Genomic DNA, 16059 nt, shown 5'->3' with positions numbered 1-16059 from the left:
GAGGCATGAACGACCTCGACCTCGCGATCGAACTCGCCGATCTCGCCGATGCCATCAGTCACCCGCGCTTCCGGGCACAGGACTTCGCTGTCGAAACCAAACCCGACCTCACTCCGGTCACCGAGTGCGACCGTGCGGTGGAGAAGGCGATCATGGACCGCCTCACCGAAGTTCGACCCGCCGACAGCGTGCTCGGTGAGGAATTCGGGGGGCACGGGCAGTCATCGCGACGGTGGATCATCGATCCCATCGACGGAACGAAGAACTTCGTGCGCGGAGTGCCCGTGTGGGCCACGCTCATCTCACTCTACGACGGTGACCAGCCGCTGCTGGGTGTGGTCTCCGCTCCCGCCCTCGGACGCCGGTGGTGGGCGGAGATGGGCCAGGGCGCCTATGCGACCGAGCTCGGGTCCCCGGCCGAGTGCATCAGCGTGTCTTCGGTCGATTCTCTCGCCGATGCGTCCCTGTCGTATTCGTCGCTGTCGGGCTGGAGGGAACTCGGCATCCTCGATGAGTTCCTCGGCCTCTGCGATTCGCTGTGGCGCACTCGCGGATACGGCGACTTCTACTCCTATATGCTTCTGGCCGAGGGTGCTGTCGACCTCGCCTGCGAACCCGAGCTCGCGCTCTACGATATGGGCGCGCTCGTGCCCATCGTCCTCGAGGCCGGAGGCACCTTCACGAACACGGCTGGTGTGCCAGGGCCGTTCGGCGGCAATGCGCTGGCCAGCAATTCTCGCCTCCATGAAGCCGCACTCGATCGGCTCGGGCGTGTCGCCCCGGCTGAGGTGTCGTGATGCCGGATATCATGAGGGCCCCACTGTGGCATTCGATGGCCGATTCTGCAGGTCTGACGAACCCTGACGGGTCGATCGGTGAGACCATCTACGGCCAGATGACGAAGTTCGCCGCTGAGGTCGGCGCCGTCAATCTCGGGCAGGGCGCTCCGGGCACGGAACCTCCGGAGGCGCTCATCGCCGCCACGGCCGAGGCGATGCGAGCCGGATTCAATCAGTACGCCCCCGGTCAGGGCTTCCCACAGCTGCTCGAGGCGGTGGCCGCTCAGCGCGGTCGTGATTTCGGTCAGCGGGTGGATCCGGGCGAGGTGCTCTACACTGCGGGTGCCACGGAGGGACTGACAGCTGCGATCCTCGCGCTGCTGCCGCGGGGCGGCTCCCTCGTCGCCTTCGAACCGTTCTACGATTCCTATCCGGCGGCGATCGCCGCCGCCGGTGGAACGCTGCATACGGTGCCGATCCTGCCGGATGGCCATGGCGGGTTCGCCCCTGATTGGGATGTCTTCGATTCCGTCATCGCCGAGGTCGCGCCTGAGATCATCCTCGTCAACACTCCGCACAACCCCACGGGATTCATCTTCTCTGCTGCAGATCTCGCCCGGATCGGTCGAGCAGCCGCGGCGGTCGACGCATGGGTGGTCTCCGACGAGGTCTACGAACAGCTGGTCCTCACAGATCAGGGGCATGTTCCTCCCGCCGTAGCCATCGAGGATTCTGCACGGGTCGTCACGGTCTCCTCGGCGGGCAAATCCTGGAACACCACGGGATGGAAGATCGGCTGGGTCATCGCTTCCCCCGAGGTTCGTCAGGCCATCCAGACGGTCAAGCAGTTCCTGTCGTTCACGGCCGGCGGCCCGATGCAGATCGGGATGGCCGACATGCTCACCGGCGATTCGCTGTTCGTCGCCGAGAACCGTGCTTCGCTGCGGGCACGCGCCGAAGTTCTCGTGCCCGCCTGTCGCACGGTGTCGGGTGCCGACGTGTCCATTCCGCGGGCCGGGTATTTCACAGTGGTGGACTTCTCTGCGCTGACGGACCTCGATGCGTTCGAGCTCAACGTGCTGCTGGCCAGGGAATACTCCTTGGTCGGGATTCCCGTGCCGGCTCTGTGCAGGCCAGGCAGCCCTGCTTATGAGGCCTATCGGTCATCGATCCGGTATTCCTTCTGCAAGTCCGTCGCAGACGTCGACAAGGGCGCCCAGCTGTTCATCGCCCTCGGCGGGCATCTGCGGGAGCACCCTGATGCGCTGCGTCGGAGGGACTGAGTATCACTAGCTGTCGCGGCCGAAGCAGATTGAGTTCCTGATACGAGGGACGGCACGCGAATCGCCGCGCCGAGGGACATGAATCGCCGCGCCCTAATACGCCAGAAGGGGCGAACCGCATACGCGGTTCGCCCCTTCTGCAGCGGGCAGCGACGCTGCCCGCTGAGTCTGGCTCGGTGTCGGCGCACGCGCCGATCAGCAACCCAGATCAGGTCAGATCAGGCCTTCACGAGCTCGAGCTCGAGCTCGATCTTGACCTTGTCGGAGACGAGGAGCTCGCCGCCTCCGAGGACAGCCTCGAAGGACATGCCGAAGTCCTTGCGGTTAACGGTGGCGGTGGCCGAGAGACCGGCGACCTGGTTGCCGTTCGGGTCGGTCGCAACGCCGGCGAACTCGGTGGCGAAGGTGACTTCCTTGGTCACGCCGCGCATCGTCAGATCACCGACGGTCTCGAACTCATCAGGAGAGTCGGCCTTGATCGCGGTCGACGTGAAGCTCAGCTTCGGGTGTTCTTCGGCCAGGAAGAAGTCGCCGCTCTTGAGGTGACCGTCGCGCTGTTCGTTGCGGGTGTTGATCGAGTCCGCAGAGGCCTCGGCGGAGACGATGCTGTCTTCGAGGGTCTCCCCGACATTCACGCTGCCGGCGATCTCTTCGAAGTGGCCGCGGACCTTCGACACGCCTGCGTGGCGAGCAGTGAAGGTGAACTCCGAGTGGATGGGGTCGATGTTCCAGGTTCCGGCGGTGAGTCCCTGAGGCAGAGCAGTCATGATTTCTCCTTTTGGTTGAAATTTGAAGTACGAGAATTACTATAGTTCAACTTTCAATCATGCGCAAGCCCTCGAACTCGCCTTCCGGAAGTACTGCAATGCGGCCTCAGTCCTTGCAGGTGAACAGCAAGTGTCCATGTGGCGGAGGTCACCTGTCTTCGGTTTGGCCACCAGGTGACCCCTCGTGTAGAGTTAAGAACACGCCGCGGGGTGGAGCAGTTCGGTAGCTCGCCGGGCTCATAACCCGGAGGTCGGGGGTTCAAATCCCTCCCCCGCCACGATAGCGGCAGAACCCCCAGTCAGTTCTCTGACTGGGGGTTCTTCTCATTCACCGCACGCGTGCCCGATTCCCCGCCGACCGCTCGACTCAGCATCGACCGCTCACCTCATAACGCGGTACAGCGACGACAACTCGAGCGCTCGGCGATTCGCCAGTCGGCCCTGCCAATTCTGCTTGTGTGAGAACGGCAAACGCCCCTGGGATGTCCCAGGGGCGTTCGTCGCGGGAGGACCGAACCGGCTCGATACGGCCTCACAAGGCCGAACCGGTACTTCTCAGGGTCAGCTGCCCGAGTCGCCGCCTTCGTCAGCCGGCTCCGAGGCGGGAGCGGAGGAGCCATCGCCCGCCGCGTCCTCGGCCAGTGACGGATCAGCGGCCACGGCATCCTCGAGTGCCTTCTTCAGACGGTCCTGAGCCTTTCCGTACTCCGCGAAGTCACCGTCCTTCAGTGCGGCATCGGAATCCTCCATGGCCTGCTTCGCTTCCTGCAGCGCGTCATTGAGCGCCTTGTCCGGAGAACCGGAGTTCGAATCCTCACCCTCGCCGCCGGAAGTGGACCCGGATTCGCCGTCTCCGCTGTCCTCGGTGCCGGCATCGCCTGCCGTGGCTCCGGAGTCTCCCCCGAACACCTGGTCGAGCGCTTCGTCGAGAGTCGGAGCGAATCCGATGTCCTCGCCGAAGGCTACGAGCACGTGCTGCAGCAGCGGATACGAGGTCTCGCCGGCAGACCGGACGTAGACCGGCTGGACATACAGCAGGCCGCCGCCGATCGGCAGAGTCAGCAGGTTGCCGTTCTCGACTTCGGACTCACCCTGACGCAGCAGGTTGAGGCTGCGCTGCACATCCGGCTCGGTGTTGAAGTTGTTCTGCGCCTGGCCCGGCCCGGGCACTGTCGTGTTGCGCGGCAGCTGCAGCAGTCGCAGCTTGCCGTAGCCTTCGGCAGTCTCACCCTTCTTGTTTCCGGCATCGGCATCGGCCGAGAGGAAGCCGGTGAGATTGTTCCGCGACTGCCCTTCGGATGACCGAGCCGGGATGTACGAGCTCGTCAGCGAGAACGACGGCGACTCCTGGCCCGGCATCTGCAGGGTCATGTAGAACGGCGGCTGGGTGAGTCCGCTGCTCGCCTTCGTCGTCGGATCCGTCGGCAGCGTCCAGAAGTCCTGACCGGAGTAGAACTCACTGGCGGAGGTGACGTGGTACTTCGCGAGCAGATCGCGCTGGACCTTGAACATGTCCTCCGGATACCGGACGTGGCTCATCAGATCACCGGACATCTCCGAGGAGGACTTGATCAGCCCGGGGAACACCTTCATCCAGGTCTTGAGAACCGGATCGTCCTTGTCCCACTGGTACATGTCGACGGAACCGTCGTAGGCATCGACGGTGATCTTCACCGAGTTCCTGATGTAGTTGACCTCGTCATCCGGCAGAGTCGCCACCGAATTCGGGGCCGAGGCTGTGGTCGAATCCTCGGTGGCCTGCTGGAGCGGCTGCGGTGTCGAATAGGGGTAGTCCTCGGCAGTGGTGTAGCCATCGAGGATCCACTTGATCTTCCCGTCCACGACGGCCGGGTACGGATCGCCGTCGACCTTGAGGAAGGGAGCGAGCTTCTCCACACGCTCACGCGGGTGACGATCGTAGAGGATCTGAGAGTCCTCGTTGAGAGCGTCCGAGAGAAGGATCTGCTCGTCCTGGAACTTCAGAGCGTAGGCGAGACGGTTGAACACGTTGCCCACCGACGGTCCGCCGTCTCCGGCGAAGGTGCTGTTCACCTGACCGGAGCCGCTCTTCTCATCGGAGGGATAGTCGAGCTCGCGTGGAGTCGCACCCTTCGGCGCACCGACGATCGAGTAGTCCGGCGACGACTCGCCGAAGTACACACGCGGCTCGTATTCGGGGAAGTCGCCCTTCGGCGGGATGTCCGATTCCATGAACAGCGGTTCGCCGTCCGGATTGCGCTGGTTGCCGTTGGCCGCGACCACTCCGAAGCCGTGGGTGTAGACGATGGCCCGGTTGAACCAGCTCTGGTTGTTCACCGAACTCGGAGCCAGCTCACGCACGGAGATGACGGTATCTCGCATCTCTCCGTCGATGTCGTAGCGGTCGACATCGAGCTTCTGCGGGAACGAATAGTACGGGCGCACCTGCTGCAGCTGGCGGAAGGTGTCGGAGACGAGATTCGGGTCCAGCAGACGGATCGAGGCCGCGGTCTCGGCGTCCTTGCGCAGGTCTCCCTTCTTGCCGCTGGTGCTCGGCGAGTACGGTGTCACATCGATGTCATCGAAGTCGAATGCTTCACGAGTGGCATCGATGTTGTGCTGGATGTACTCCGACTCTTTGCTCTGCTGTGAGGGGTTGACCTGGAACTGCTGGAGCAGCGCCGGGTAGGCGATGATCGAGACGCCGCCGAGCACGATGAGAGTGAGCGTGGCGATGATCGAGATCCGCCAGTTTCCCTTCCACGCGGTGTAGACGAACAGCAGTGCCACCAGCACGGCCGCGATGGCGACGATCGCCATCGCCGGCAGGGCGGCATGGTCGTCGACGTAGGTGACGCCGGGGACGATTCCGCCGGCAGCGGTCATCCTGTCGTAGCGCGACAGCCACAGCCGACCGGCCTGAACGATGATGAGGACGGCCACGGTGATGCCAAGCTGCCACTGAGCGGCCTTCGTCAGGATGACGCCCTTCTGCTCCCCGGGACGGATTCCGCCGAAGAGGTAGTGGGCGACGAGTGCCGCGATGAGGGCCATGAGCAGAGCCATGCCCAGCTGATTGCCGATGAGTCGCAGCCCGGGCAGGACGAAGACGAAGAACGACTTGTCGAGGCCGAACTGAGCATCCCTCGAACCGAATGACGTCGAGTTGATCCACTCGAGGACCGTGTTCCAGTTCGCCGAGGCGGTGATGCCCGCGAGGACGCCGATAACCGCGGGAATCGCGAGCGTCGCAACCCGACGCAGCGGTTCGATGGCCTCGCGATAACGGTCGAGATTCTCCTGTCGCGGAGTCGTCGGCGCATAGACGGGACGATGGCGGTAGGCCAAGTGCAGGCTGAGCCAGACCGGAACTGCCATGAGGATGAAACCGCCGAGGAACGTCAGCCCGCGGGTCAGCCACATGGTGCGGAAGACCTCCGCAGCGTCGATCTGGCGGAACCACAGCACCTCGGTGTAGACCTGGGTGAAGGCGATGAAGGCGATCAGCAGGATCGCCACAGACACGAGGGTGAGCAGCAGCGGCGAACGTCTGGGCCGATTCGCCGGCATGCGTGCGGAGGTGGGTGAGGACGAGGTGCTCACTACTGCCCTTTCTCATTGTTGTCGGCACCGTCGGCGGGACACTTCGGCAGATCCGAAGTGTTGCCGGCGGCGTACTGCTCCACGGTGGTCTGCGCGTCATCGAGCGTGTCGATGCGCGCCACCGTGATCTTGGATTGGTCTGCGGCGGCCATGACCTCCGCACAGTTGTCGGCCGGTGAGAGGAACAGCGTCGCCCCCTTCGCGGTGGCCGCGGACACCTTCTGCCGAGCACCGCCGATCGGCCCGACCGCGCCGTCGGGGGTGATCTCCCCGGTGCCGGCCACATGCTTACCGCCGGTCATCGCACCGGGGGTGAGCTCATCGATGATGGCCAGAGCGAACATCGTTCCGGCAGAGGGCCCTCCGACTCCGTCGACATTGAATCTCACGTCGACGGGGAACTCGAAGTCCTGCTTCATCGTGATGCCGATCGCCTTGCGGTCGTCGACCGTTCCGGGAGTCAGACTGATCGTCTTCGTCTTCCCGTCGCGTTCGATGCCGAGCTCGACGGAATCAGACTCCTGCACGGTCCTGCTCATGATCTGCGCAGCTTCGGGGTCGGAGTCCAGCTTCTTTCCGTTGACCGACATGAGTCGGTCCCCCTTGCGCAGCTTGCCCTGCGCCGGAGCATCGGCGACGACCTCATCGACCGACAGATGCACGGTATACGCCTTGCCCATCTGCTCCATAGCGGCGGCGACAGCGATGTCCTGGCTCGAGGACATCTCGACCGCATTCGATTCGGTCACGTCCTCACGCGTGGTGTCCAGCGGGTAATACGCCTCCGTGGGCACCACGGTCTGGTCGCCGCTGATGAGTGCACCGAGCGCCTGAGACGCAAAGACGTCACGACCGGGACCGCCGCTGACGGCGACCGTGAGCATGTCGATGCGACCGGCCGTCGGATAGGTCTTGGCTCCCGAGACGCTGATCATCGGATCGCCCTGGTAGTCGCCGAGGGTGTTGAACACCGGCCCCGGCAGCTGAAACATATACGGAACCGGAAGGAGCACGGCAAGCGCGATGAAGACGTAGGTCAGGACGCCCGAAGTCGTGGCCAGACGCGGGGTCCGTCGTCGTCTGGTGCCGCGTGTCGGTGCCGGTGACGCCGGCACGGCCCGAGGGGCGTTCTCTGTCATGTAGTCCTTTCGCTGCACCGCCCCACCAGTCTAGTTGAAACCTCAGCATGAGTTTCACAGACTCCTTTCGCCCGGTGCGAACATCCTGCGAAACCCCCCGGAATTGGGAAGCTTCGCACAGTCGGAACCGTTAATGTTGATGTCAAACCGATTCTTAGGGGCTGTAGAACAATGACCGATGACAACAACAACGAGCAGAATCCGTTCGAGCAGATCTTCGGAATGCTCTTCGGCGCCAATGGTCCCGGATCCGGTCAGGGAGACGACAAGAACAGCTCGGGCATGCCGCAGGGCTTCTCGATCGATCCGGCGATGATGTCCACGATCATGAGTCAGATGCAGGGGCTCTTCGGCCAGGGCGCCGATCCGCAGGCCCAGGCCGTCTCGATCGCCGAGAAGGCCGTGCCGACCCCCGATCCCTCGGTATCCGAAGAAGCCGAGCGGGCGACGACCGATGCGTTCCGTCTGGCTGAGCTCTGGCTCGCCGAGGCGACCGACTTCTCCGTCGCCAATCGTTCAGCCCGTCCCCTGCGCCGCGCCGATTGGGTCAAGGAGACGATGCCCGGCTGGCAGAAGTTCGTGCTGCCCATCAAGGAGAACATGTCCTCGGCCCTGACCGATACGCTCGAGTCCCAGGTTCCGGCCGAGATGAAGGGCATCCTTGCGGGTGCTTCGTCGATGTTCGGATCGATGAGCGATTCGATGTTCGCCATGCAGATCGGTCAGGCCGTCGGAGCGCTGTCCGAAAGCGTGCTGACCGGCACCGAGGTGGGACTGCCGCTGCTCCCCCACGACACCGCTGTGGTCATCGAGAAGAACGTCGAGTCGTTCGCGTCCGAGATCGACGTCGATGCCTCCGAGGTCCGCATCTACCTTGCGGCTCAGGAGCTCGCCCACCTCGCGCTGTTCGAGCGTGCTCCGTGGCTGAGTGCCCAGGTCGAGACTGCCCTGACCCGTTATGCCCAGGGTCTGAAGGTCGACACTTCGCAGATCGAGGACATGGCGTCGAACATCGACCCGTCGAACATCTCCGACCTCAGCGACAATATCCGCCAGGGACTGTTCAATCCGCCGACGACCGATGACCAGAAGACGGCCCTGACGTCATTGGAGAATCTGCTCGCCGTCATCGCCGGCTGGGTCGATGTCGTCGTCTATGAGGCCTGCAGGCATCTGCCCGGTCGCGACCAGATCCGCGAGGCTCTGCGCCGTCGCCGGGCGACCGCGGGTCCGGCCGAGAAGACCTTCTCAACCCTTGTGGGCCTCGAGTTCAACCCCCGTCGCCTCCGCGATGCTGCCGCGCTCTTCGCGTACCTCGAGACGCAGGGCGGCGCCGAAGCCCGCGATCGCGTGTTCTCTCATCCGGATCTGCTGCCGACCACGCAGGATCTGGACGACCCACTGGGATATTCCGAACGTCGCCATGCCGAATGGACCAACGAATCGAGCATCGATGAGGCCCTGTCGCGCATCCTTGCCGAGGGACTCGAGGGAACCGGCGGCAATGACGCACAGGCGGCCGAGGGATCAGAGGATTCGGATTCCGATGCTTCCGAGTCGACCGACGATGATGGTTCCGACGGTCCCGACGGTCGCTGAATGATCGACCTCGAGACCGCCCGGCAGGAAGTCGATAGTGGGCCTCGGAATTCGTTCTCCGCGGCCTTCACGGAGCTCTTCGACCTGCAGGGCTCCGCGTCCCTGCGCCGTTCCGGCGGTGAGCACCACGTCACAGCCAGCTGCCTGGTCGTCGATCCGACTGCCGAGGCAGTCCTGCTCAACCACCACCGGAAGGCCGGGCTGTGGGGGCAGTTCGGCGGCCATCTCGAGTCCGACGATGCCTCACTCCGTGGTGCTGCGCGCAGGGAAGCGGAAGAGGAGAGTGGTCTGTACCCGCTCGATCGAGTCACGGCCACACCGATCGATCTGCATGTGCACGATCTGTCGGCCGCATTCGGGGCCTGTACCCGACATTTCGACGTCGTCTATGCGGCCCAGGCGTCGACAGACGATTCGCCACATGTCTCGGACGAGTCCTTCGACGTTGCATGGTTCCCGTTGGGCCGCCTGCCCGAGAACCTCATGCCCGATCTGCCGAAACGACTGCCCGGCCTCTTCCGCTCCGCCGCGGAAGCGCTCATCTCCCGCGGCTGAATCGCTCCCCGTCGCTGAAGCCCTCGAGGTAGAGTTTCGCCTCCGACTGCCGCGGATGCCGATCTGCCAACTCGTGGAATTCCTTCGAATGCGGGCCGATCTGCAGGTGGACGAGCTCATGGACCACCACGGTCTCCAACACCCAGCGCGGCACCGCCTGCAGTCGATTCGAGACGCGGATGTCACCCGTCGAGGTCGTCGTCGACGCCCATCTGCTGACATTCTGATTTCTCACCCAGCGGATCGACGCCGGCCGCAGTCGGCCGCCGAAATAGCGTCGATTCATCTCATCAGCCAGGTCGACGAGGTCGGCATCCGACGAATGGTCGCGAGCGGAGAGGCGATTGAACAGGTCCGTCAGCGACCGGATGTTGTGCTCGACGCTGTAGCGCACGGGAGTGCGCAGAACGTAGGTCTCGATCTCCTTTGAGACGGCGACGGTCTTCTTCCGCCTCGGCGATCGGCGCACTTCGATCTCGCCGCGCGCGATCGCTCGCAACACCTCTTCTTCGCTCCACTGCTGTGCTCTGCTCACTGAACCATCATAGGAAACGTCGCTGACACGGTGACAGCGTCGCTGGAATGGCTCTCAACACGGACGAGCTTCCGACCCTCGAGTTTGTGAGTTTCCTGAGCCTGTCGAAATCTCGGGGTCGAATCCCCCGTCCACAAGCGCCACGGCGATCGCCTGCCCCGCAGAACAGGAGCTGATCCGACCCCGGCGGGTGGTTATCAACAGCTATTCCGGCGCTCAAGGCGCCTTTCCTCCACAGACCGCGCGGCGATTCCCACAGCTTATCCACAAGCTGTTGACGTATCTGTGCATGACGATGCATTGACGCGGCGGCGTTTGCGGAATAAATTCTATGCTTGACCCCGGAAAACCCGAGGATGCGTGCGGAAGGGGAAGCCGCACGAGTCCTCGCGAGCGCCTGGGGCACTATGCGGCTGAGGGCATGTCGGGACACGTCCCGGCCTGTCCTCAGCCGTTTTTCCACAAGGTTATCCACAACTCGTGCCCTGCCGTGGCTATTCTGTCCCCCGTTCACTACCGTGGAAGTCTCCACGATGCCGAGGCGAAGGGGCCGAGATGTTCAGGATCTTTCCGAGTGTTCCCATCACATGGCGGTCGTCCTCATGCATCCAGTTCGGTGCCGAGGATTCTGTGCTCATCGATGGTCTGCTGCCTGGCGACACCGGTCTCATCGAAGATCTCCGCCTCGGCATCGGCTCGGCGCAGTTCTATGCGCGCGCTCAAGAGCTCGGGGTCGACCTCAGTCGGGCAAGCTCTCTCATCACGCTGCTCGGTGAGGCGAAGGTGCTCGTCCCCGACGATGCGGACACGGGTTCGGTGCCGAAGGGATCACCGGCGTTCGCCGCTGCGCGTACCTTCGATCTGTCGCCGGACCGCGTCTCACAGGTCCTCGGATCCCGGCCGGTGCTGGTCACCGGTCCACTGCGTTCCCATGTCGACGGTCAGCTGGCCGCACTCGGATTCGCCGTCGCCACGGCCCACCGTGTCGAAGAGCTCGACCTCATGACAGCTCCGCTGGTGGTCACGAGTTCGCATCTGGTTCCCGATCTCAATTCCGCTATGTGGCTCAGTGATCGCGAGGTCGATCACTGCCAGATCGTCCTCGGCGAGCAGTCTGTGGAGATCACGGGACTCATCCGTCCCGGGTCGACGCCGTGCTCGGTCTGCTCCTGCCTGCACAGGAAGGACCGCGATGCCGGTTGGCTCGCTCAGCATCCGCGTCTGCGCGCCCTGCCCGAACGGGAGAGCCTGAGCGATCCCGCAGCCCGGATCCTCGGCGCGGCTCATGTCGTCCAGATGCTTCGTCACGCTCTGCTGCGACCCGAATCGGCGCCGATCCGTCGCGTGGTCACCTTGGACATGGGAGAGGTCACAGACACCGGACTGAGCTTCCACGATCGCTGCCAGTGCCGCACACCGGTCCCCGACTTCGGGTCAGTCGCCGAGCAGGCTCAGTAGGGTGGTTCCGTAGAGTTCGAGCTTGGTGGCTCCAATGCCGGGGACTCGAGCAAGTTCGTCGAGGTTTCGGGGACGGACCTCCGCGATAACAGACAGCGAGGTGTCCGTGAGCACGAGGTACGGCGGCAGTCCCTGCTCCATCCCGATGCGCACCCTCCACCGGCGCAGACGGTCCAGCAGCTCGAGGTCGATGTCAGCGGGACAGTCGGAGCACCGCCCGACGGCACGATCGATCTGCGAGACCAACGCTCTATTGCATCCGCGACAGCGGTTGAGCGCCGCAGAGCTCGACGCCGCACGGCCGTCTCCCATCGACGGTCCGGTCTGACCGAGCTCGCCGAGGAACCGGGAGGACCTCCGCGGCTTCTGTGTGGAATCGAATCTGGCCAGTGACCAACTCATCCGCAGGTCTGTGCCGGCGCGAGTCAGTGCCACATAGAACAGGCGCCGTTCCTCGGCGATGGCTTTCGGTGTCTGGGCGTAGCTGATCGGCAGCAGACCCTCGCTGAGGCCGACCAGGTGCACGCTGTCCCACTCGAGGCCCTTCGCAGCGTGGAAGGACGCCAGAGTGACCCCTTCGATGTCCGGAGCGAATTGGTGCTCGGCACGGTCCGACAGGTCACTGAGGAAGACCTCCATGGGCACGGGGAGCTCCTGCCCGCGCTGGTGTTCCTCGGCGAGGTCGACGAGGGCTTTGAGCGACTCCCAGCGCTGTCTGCCGGCTCCGGCCGCGGGCGGCTCCCGAGTGAACCCGAGCGAACCGAGAACCTCCATCACGGCCTCGGGCAGACGCTGCCCACTTGAGGTCGCACGTGCGGCTTTGAGCATGAGCACGGCTTCTTTGACCTCTTTGCGTGCGAAGAAGCGTTCTCCGCCACGCAGCACATAGGGAATTCCGGCCGCGGCCAGCGCCTGCTCATAGGCAGGACTCTGACCGTTCGTACGGAAGAGGACCGCAATGTTGCGAGGCCGACGTCCGGCCTCGATCTCTGCAGAGATGGATCGCACGACACCGGCGGCCTCGGCTTCGTCGGTGGGATACTCCACCATGCGCGGCTGCCGGCCCACCGGGTTGTCGGTCCGCAGCGTCAGTGAGGTCCGGGAGGTGTGCCGCAGCAGATTGTTCGCCGTGGACACGATGGCCTGGGACGACCGGTAGTTGCGCACCAGACGAATGGTTCTGGCGTCGGGCATCGCCGTGCTCAGTGTCCCGAGCAGGCTCGCGTCGGCTCCCGCGAAAGTATAGATGGTCTGGGCGGGGTCGCCGACAACACAGAGATTGTCGCGGGGCCCCAACCATCGGGAGAGCACATCGAATTGAAGCGGCGAGACGTCCTGGAACTCATCGACGACGAAGTGCCTGTACTGGTCGCGGATCTCGGCTGCGATCGCCGGGTGCTCTGCCAGGACACCCGAGAGTACGAGGAGCACGTCGTCGAAGTCGAGCAGTCGTCCTCGGGTCTTCGCCTCTCCGTAGGCCTCGAAGATCCGCACCATGTCCTCGACGCCCAGCTGACCAGGGAGTTCGCGGGCCGCCGCCTTCGTCGCATAGTCGTCGACGCCCAACAGGGAAGAAGCTGCGTATTCGATCTCCGAGGCGACGTCTCTGGTCAGTTCCCGACTGGTCTCCATGCCGAGACTCTGCATGACCGAGCCGATGATGCCCGCCTTGTTCTCGATGATCCGCGGAAAGTCTCCTTCGGCGAACCGGTCCCAGAAGAAGCGCAGCTGGCGCAGTGCCGCGGAGTGGAACGTGCGGGCCTGAACTGCGGGGACGCCGAGGCCGCGCAGTCGTGAGCGCATCTCCCCGGCCGCCTTCGCGGTGAAGGTCAGAGCCAGGACGTGGTTGGCCGGAAACACCTCAGACGCGATTCCATAGGCGATCCGGTGAGTCATCGCGCGGGTCTTGCCTGTGCCGGCACCGGCGAGGACGATCACCGGTGAGTCGAAGTGGGTGGCGACGGCGCGCTGTTCGGAGTCCAGGGCCTCGAGCAGGGCCGTGGCCGAAGCGTTCATTCGTTGTCCAACCAGCTGTGCAGGAGCTGCCCGGCGATGGAGATCGTCGACGGGGCGCGCACTTGACCGTTCGCGATGGCATTGTGCAGCTCCGCTCGAGTGAACCAGCGCAGAGAGGCGATCTCCGCCTCGTCGGCGGCGAAGTCACGGCTGGGAGCAGCTGCCGAGAAGCCGAGCATGAGTGAGCACGGAAAGGGCCACGGCTGGGAACCCAGATATCGGGGATCGGTGACTTCGAGGTGGGCTTCTTCCCAGATCTCCCGGATCACGGCGTGTTCGAGGGTCTCACCCGGTTCGACGAATCCGGCCAGGAGCGAATACCGGTCGGATTCCCAGGCGGCGTTGTTGCCCAACAGAACACGTTCGACACCGTCTTCATCGGTGTTGACGATGACGACGATGACAGCAGGATCGGTGCGGGGAAAGTGTTCGCTTCCGGTCTCCGGGTCGCGGCGGACCCATCCGCCCATGACTGGGCTGGTCGGAGTGCCGGTGCGTGGGGAGAACCGGTGCGCACGATGCCAGTTTCCCAAACCGACGATCTCGCAGGCCAGGGAGACCTGGACATCGTCGAGGGCTTCGGCCAGGTGACGCAGCGGCAGCCAGATGGGTTCGGAGCTGTCGATGCCCTCCCCCGGTGCCGTCAGCAGGTCGGTGGCGTCCCTGGCGCGCGAGGCGTCCAGTCGGGCGTCGACATGGCTGCGACCGTCATCGTCCAAGGACACTCCGATATACCGAGTGCCGTGCAGGTCACGGCCGAGGTAGACCTCCGTCTGTCCCTTCGGCACCATCTGGCGGTCTGCCAGGAAGAGTCCCCCGCCGGCGACGAGCAGCGACCCGCGGTATTCGAAGACGGCCTGAGCTCCCGAGGCCCAGACCTCGCTGAGATCGCCGTCTTGGCCCCGAGTCAGATGGTCGCGATCGATTCCGTGACGGGCGAGGCTGATCGGCTGCACCGGAGGCAATGGTTTCATGCCCTCCACGATATCCCAGCGTCCTGACTCAGCGTCCGCGAGCGTGGGTACCCGACAGGTCGACGAAAGTCGCCTCGACAGACACGCTCGACGGCGAGTCCCGTGTCTCAGCCGAACCCAGGCGGTAGATTGGGGAAGGTGGATACCAAGGCGCTCAAGTTGACTGCGATCGCGGCGACGATGCTCGACGGCTTCGTCCCGACGACATGGACTCCCCTGCCGCCGCTCGACGCCGGAGTCAGAGTCCTCCTCGGCGACGACGATCAGCAGCTGGTCGCATCGGCCCAGACCCGGCTCGATCGCTCCGCGGACACCGGTTCGGCCGCAGAGGCCGGACGAATCTATGAGACCTTGTATCCGCATGCAGACTTCACCTGGCCGCGCCTTCGGGCCATCACCGAGGTGGACTCCGATTACTTCGACACTGCCACGCCGACGACGGTGACACTGGCCGATCCGCTCCCGGGCGCACCTCTCGGAGATGTTCCCATCGCCGATACGGCACGGGCCAGTTCATTCGCGCAGGCTCTGGCGACTCTGCATTCGGCCGCGCCCGAGCCCGTCTCCGATGCGGGATTCCCTGTGGAGGATCCCTCTCGGTCGCAGTTCCTCATCCTCGAACGACTCGATCAGGCGGCGAGCACCGGTCGAGTGCCGTCGTCTCTGCTCCAGCATTGGGAGGAGGAGTTCGAAAAGGTCGCACTGTGGCATTTCCTCGCCACACCCATCCACGGCTGTCTCGATGAGACGAGTGTCTACACCGATCAGGAACGGGTGCTCGCTCTTGCTGAGATCGGCCGTCTGCGCGTCGCCGACCCGGCCATCGATCTGGCCGCGGCATCGGCACTGATCGATCCTGCCGCCCTGCCGACCTTCTACGAGGAATACCGCAGCTCCCGGCCCCGCGCCGATGAGCACGTCATCTCCCGTGCCGAGCTGTTGGCCGAATTCGCGGTGCTCGACTGGCTGCTCGAAGCAGTCGACTCCGGGGATGAGACGGCCGTCGAGGACGCCGCAGCGCTCCTCACGTCGTTCGATGAAGTCCTGTTCGGCAGCGCATCCGATGGACCCACCTCTGCTCACGGACCTGCCACGGACTCCGCTTCCGGGCCCGTCGACGAAGCAGACGACGCAGCAACTCGGGGTTCGGCATCAGCGACAGCGGCAGCGGGTGCCGCTGCCCCTGATGTCGAAGCCGCGATCACGGAGACTGAGTCCGCCGACGTGTTCATTCCACGAGCTCAACCGACGGCCACATCGTCCGAAGATGATTCGGAGTTCGATTCCGAACCGGGCTCGCAGGTGAGGACCGAACCGACTCGGGACTCCGACGACCCGGATGTCGGCGACGACACCGGCAGCACCCGCTGAT

General features: G+C 64.3%; 12 protein-coding genes and 1 tRNA gene. 7 read left to right on the top strand and 6 right to left on the bottom strand.

The window, feature by feature from the left end:
- Positions 1-5 precede the first annotated feature (5 nt).
- Together ACTIIH_RS01355 and ACTIIH_RS01350 are read left to right on the top strand one after the other, a co-directional pair.
- Positions 6-797 carry an inositol monophosphatase family protein gene (locus ACTIIH_RS01355; RefSeq protein ID WP_441450142.1) on the top strand — a complete coding sequence of 264 codons (792 nt, stop codon included), beginning with the start codon at positions 6-8 and terminating at the stop codon, positions 795-797.
- Positions 797-2062, top strand: a complete 1266-nt coding sequence (locus tag ACTIIH_RS01350; RefSeq protein ID WP_441450141.1) for an aminotransferase class I/II-fold pyridoxal phosphate-dependent enzyme — start codon at positions 797-799, stop codon at positions 2060-2062. Before ACTIIH_RS01355 ends, ACTIIH_RS01350 begins: the two co-directional genes overlap by 1 nt.
- A 218-nt stretch (positions 2063-2280) precedes the next feature.
- Here the strand turns inward: ACTIIH_RS01350 and ACTIIH_RS01345 are convergent, their stop codons facing one another.
- Entirely contained in the window at positions 2281-2829 is a 549-nt protein-coding gene (locus ACTIIH_RS01345) for a YceI family protein (RefSeq protein WP_441090319.1), read from the bottom strand.
- Between the two features lie 204 nt (positions 2830-3033).
- On the opposite strand from ACTIIH_RS01345, the gene ACTIIH_RS01340 reads away from it, so the two are divergent.
- Positions 3034-3107: transfer RNA gene (locus ACTIIH_RS01340), tRNA-Met, on the top strand.
- A gap of 283 nt (positions 3108-3390) precedes the next feature.
- Here ACTIIH_RS01340 and ACTIIH_RS01335 read toward each other — a convergent pair.
- Both ACTIIH_RS01335 and ACTIIH_RS01330 read right to left on the bottom strand, forming a co-directional pair.
- A complete protein-coding gene (locus ACTIIH_RS01335; RefSeq protein WP_441450140.1) occupies positions 3391-6411 on the bottom strand; it encodes a UPF0182 family membrane protein in 3021 nt (1006 codons plus the stop codon).
- Positions 6411-7550 (bottom strand): YlbL family protein, encoded by a 1140-nt coding sequence (locus tag ACTIIH_RS01330; protein WP_441450139.1) that lies wholly within the window; start codon positions 7548-7550, stop codon positions 6411-6413. Before ACTIIH_RS01330 ends, ACTIIH_RS01335 begins: the two co-directional genes overlap by 1 nt.
- A 171-nt stretch (positions 7551-7721) precedes the next feature.
- Between ACTIIH_RS01330 and ACTIIH_RS01325 the strand changes: the two genes are divergently transcribed.
- Both ACTIIH_RS01325 and ACTIIH_RS01320 read left to right on the top strand, forming a co-directional pair.
- A complete protein-coding gene (locus ACTIIH_RS01325) occupies positions 7722-9149 on the top strand; it encodes a zinc-dependent metalloprotease (RefSeq protein ID WP_441450138.1) in 1428 nt (475 codons plus the stop codon).
- Positions 9150-9704 carry an NUDIX hydrolase gene (locus ACTIIH_RS01320; protein WP_441450137.1) on the top strand — a complete coding sequence of 185 codons (555 nt, stop codon included), beginning with the start codon at positions 9150-9152 and terminating at the stop codon, positions 9702-9704.
- On the opposite strand, the gene ACTIIH_RS01315 is transcribed toward ACTIIH_RS01320, so the two are convergent.
- On the bottom strand, positions 9688-10239 hold the full coding sequence (locus ACTIIH_RS01315; RefSeq protein ID WP_441090442.1) for a M48 metallopeptidase family protein: 552 nt from the start codon (positions 10237-10239) through the stop codon (positions 9688-9690). The genes ACTIIH_RS01320 and ACTIIH_RS01315 overlap by 17 nt on opposite strands.
- Before the next feature lie 555 nt (positions 10240-10794).
- Between ACTIIH_RS01315 and ACTIIH_RS01310 the strand changes: the two genes are divergently transcribed.
- Positions 10795-11697 (top strand): hypothetical protein, encoded by a 903-nt coding sequence (locus ACTIIH_RS01310; protein WP_441450136.1) that lies wholly within the window; start codon positions 10795-10797, stop codon positions 11695-11697.
- Here ACTIIH_RS01310 and ACTIIH_RS01305 read toward each other — a convergent pair.
- Entirely contained in the window at positions 11674-13713 is a 2040-nt protein-coding gene (locus tag ACTIIH_RS01305) for an ATP-dependent DNA helicase UvrD2 (RefSeq protein ID WP_441450135.1), read from the bottom strand. The two genes, ACTIIH_RS01310 and ACTIIH_RS01305, sit on opposite strands and share 24 nt — an antisense overlap.
- Positions 13710-14687: an NAD(+) diphosphatase gene (gene nudC, locus ACTIIH_RS01300; protein WP_441090445.1), complete on the bottom strand. Its 978-nt coding sequence runs from the start codon at positions 14685-14687 to the stop codon at positions 13710-13712. The genes ACTIIH_RS01305 and nudC overlap by 4 nt, the downstream gene beginning before the upstream one ends.
- A gap of 138 nt (positions 14688-14825) precedes the next feature.
- Here nudC and ACTIIH_RS01295 point away from each other — a divergent pair, with 138 nt between their 5' ends.
- Entirely contained in the window at positions 14826-16058 is a 1233-nt protein-coding gene (locus ACTIIH_RS01295; protein ID WP_441450134.1) for an aminoglycoside phosphotransferase, read from the top strand.
- Position 16059 lies beyond the last annotated feature (1 nt).

This window comes from Brevibacterium sp. (genome assembly GCF_052105255.1).
Taxonomy (GTDB): Bacteria; Actinomycetota; Actinomycetes; order Actinomycetales; family Brevibacteriaceae; genus Brevibacterium; species Brevibacterium linens_B.
This window is presented reverse-complemented; position numbering and strand designations above follow the sequence as displayed.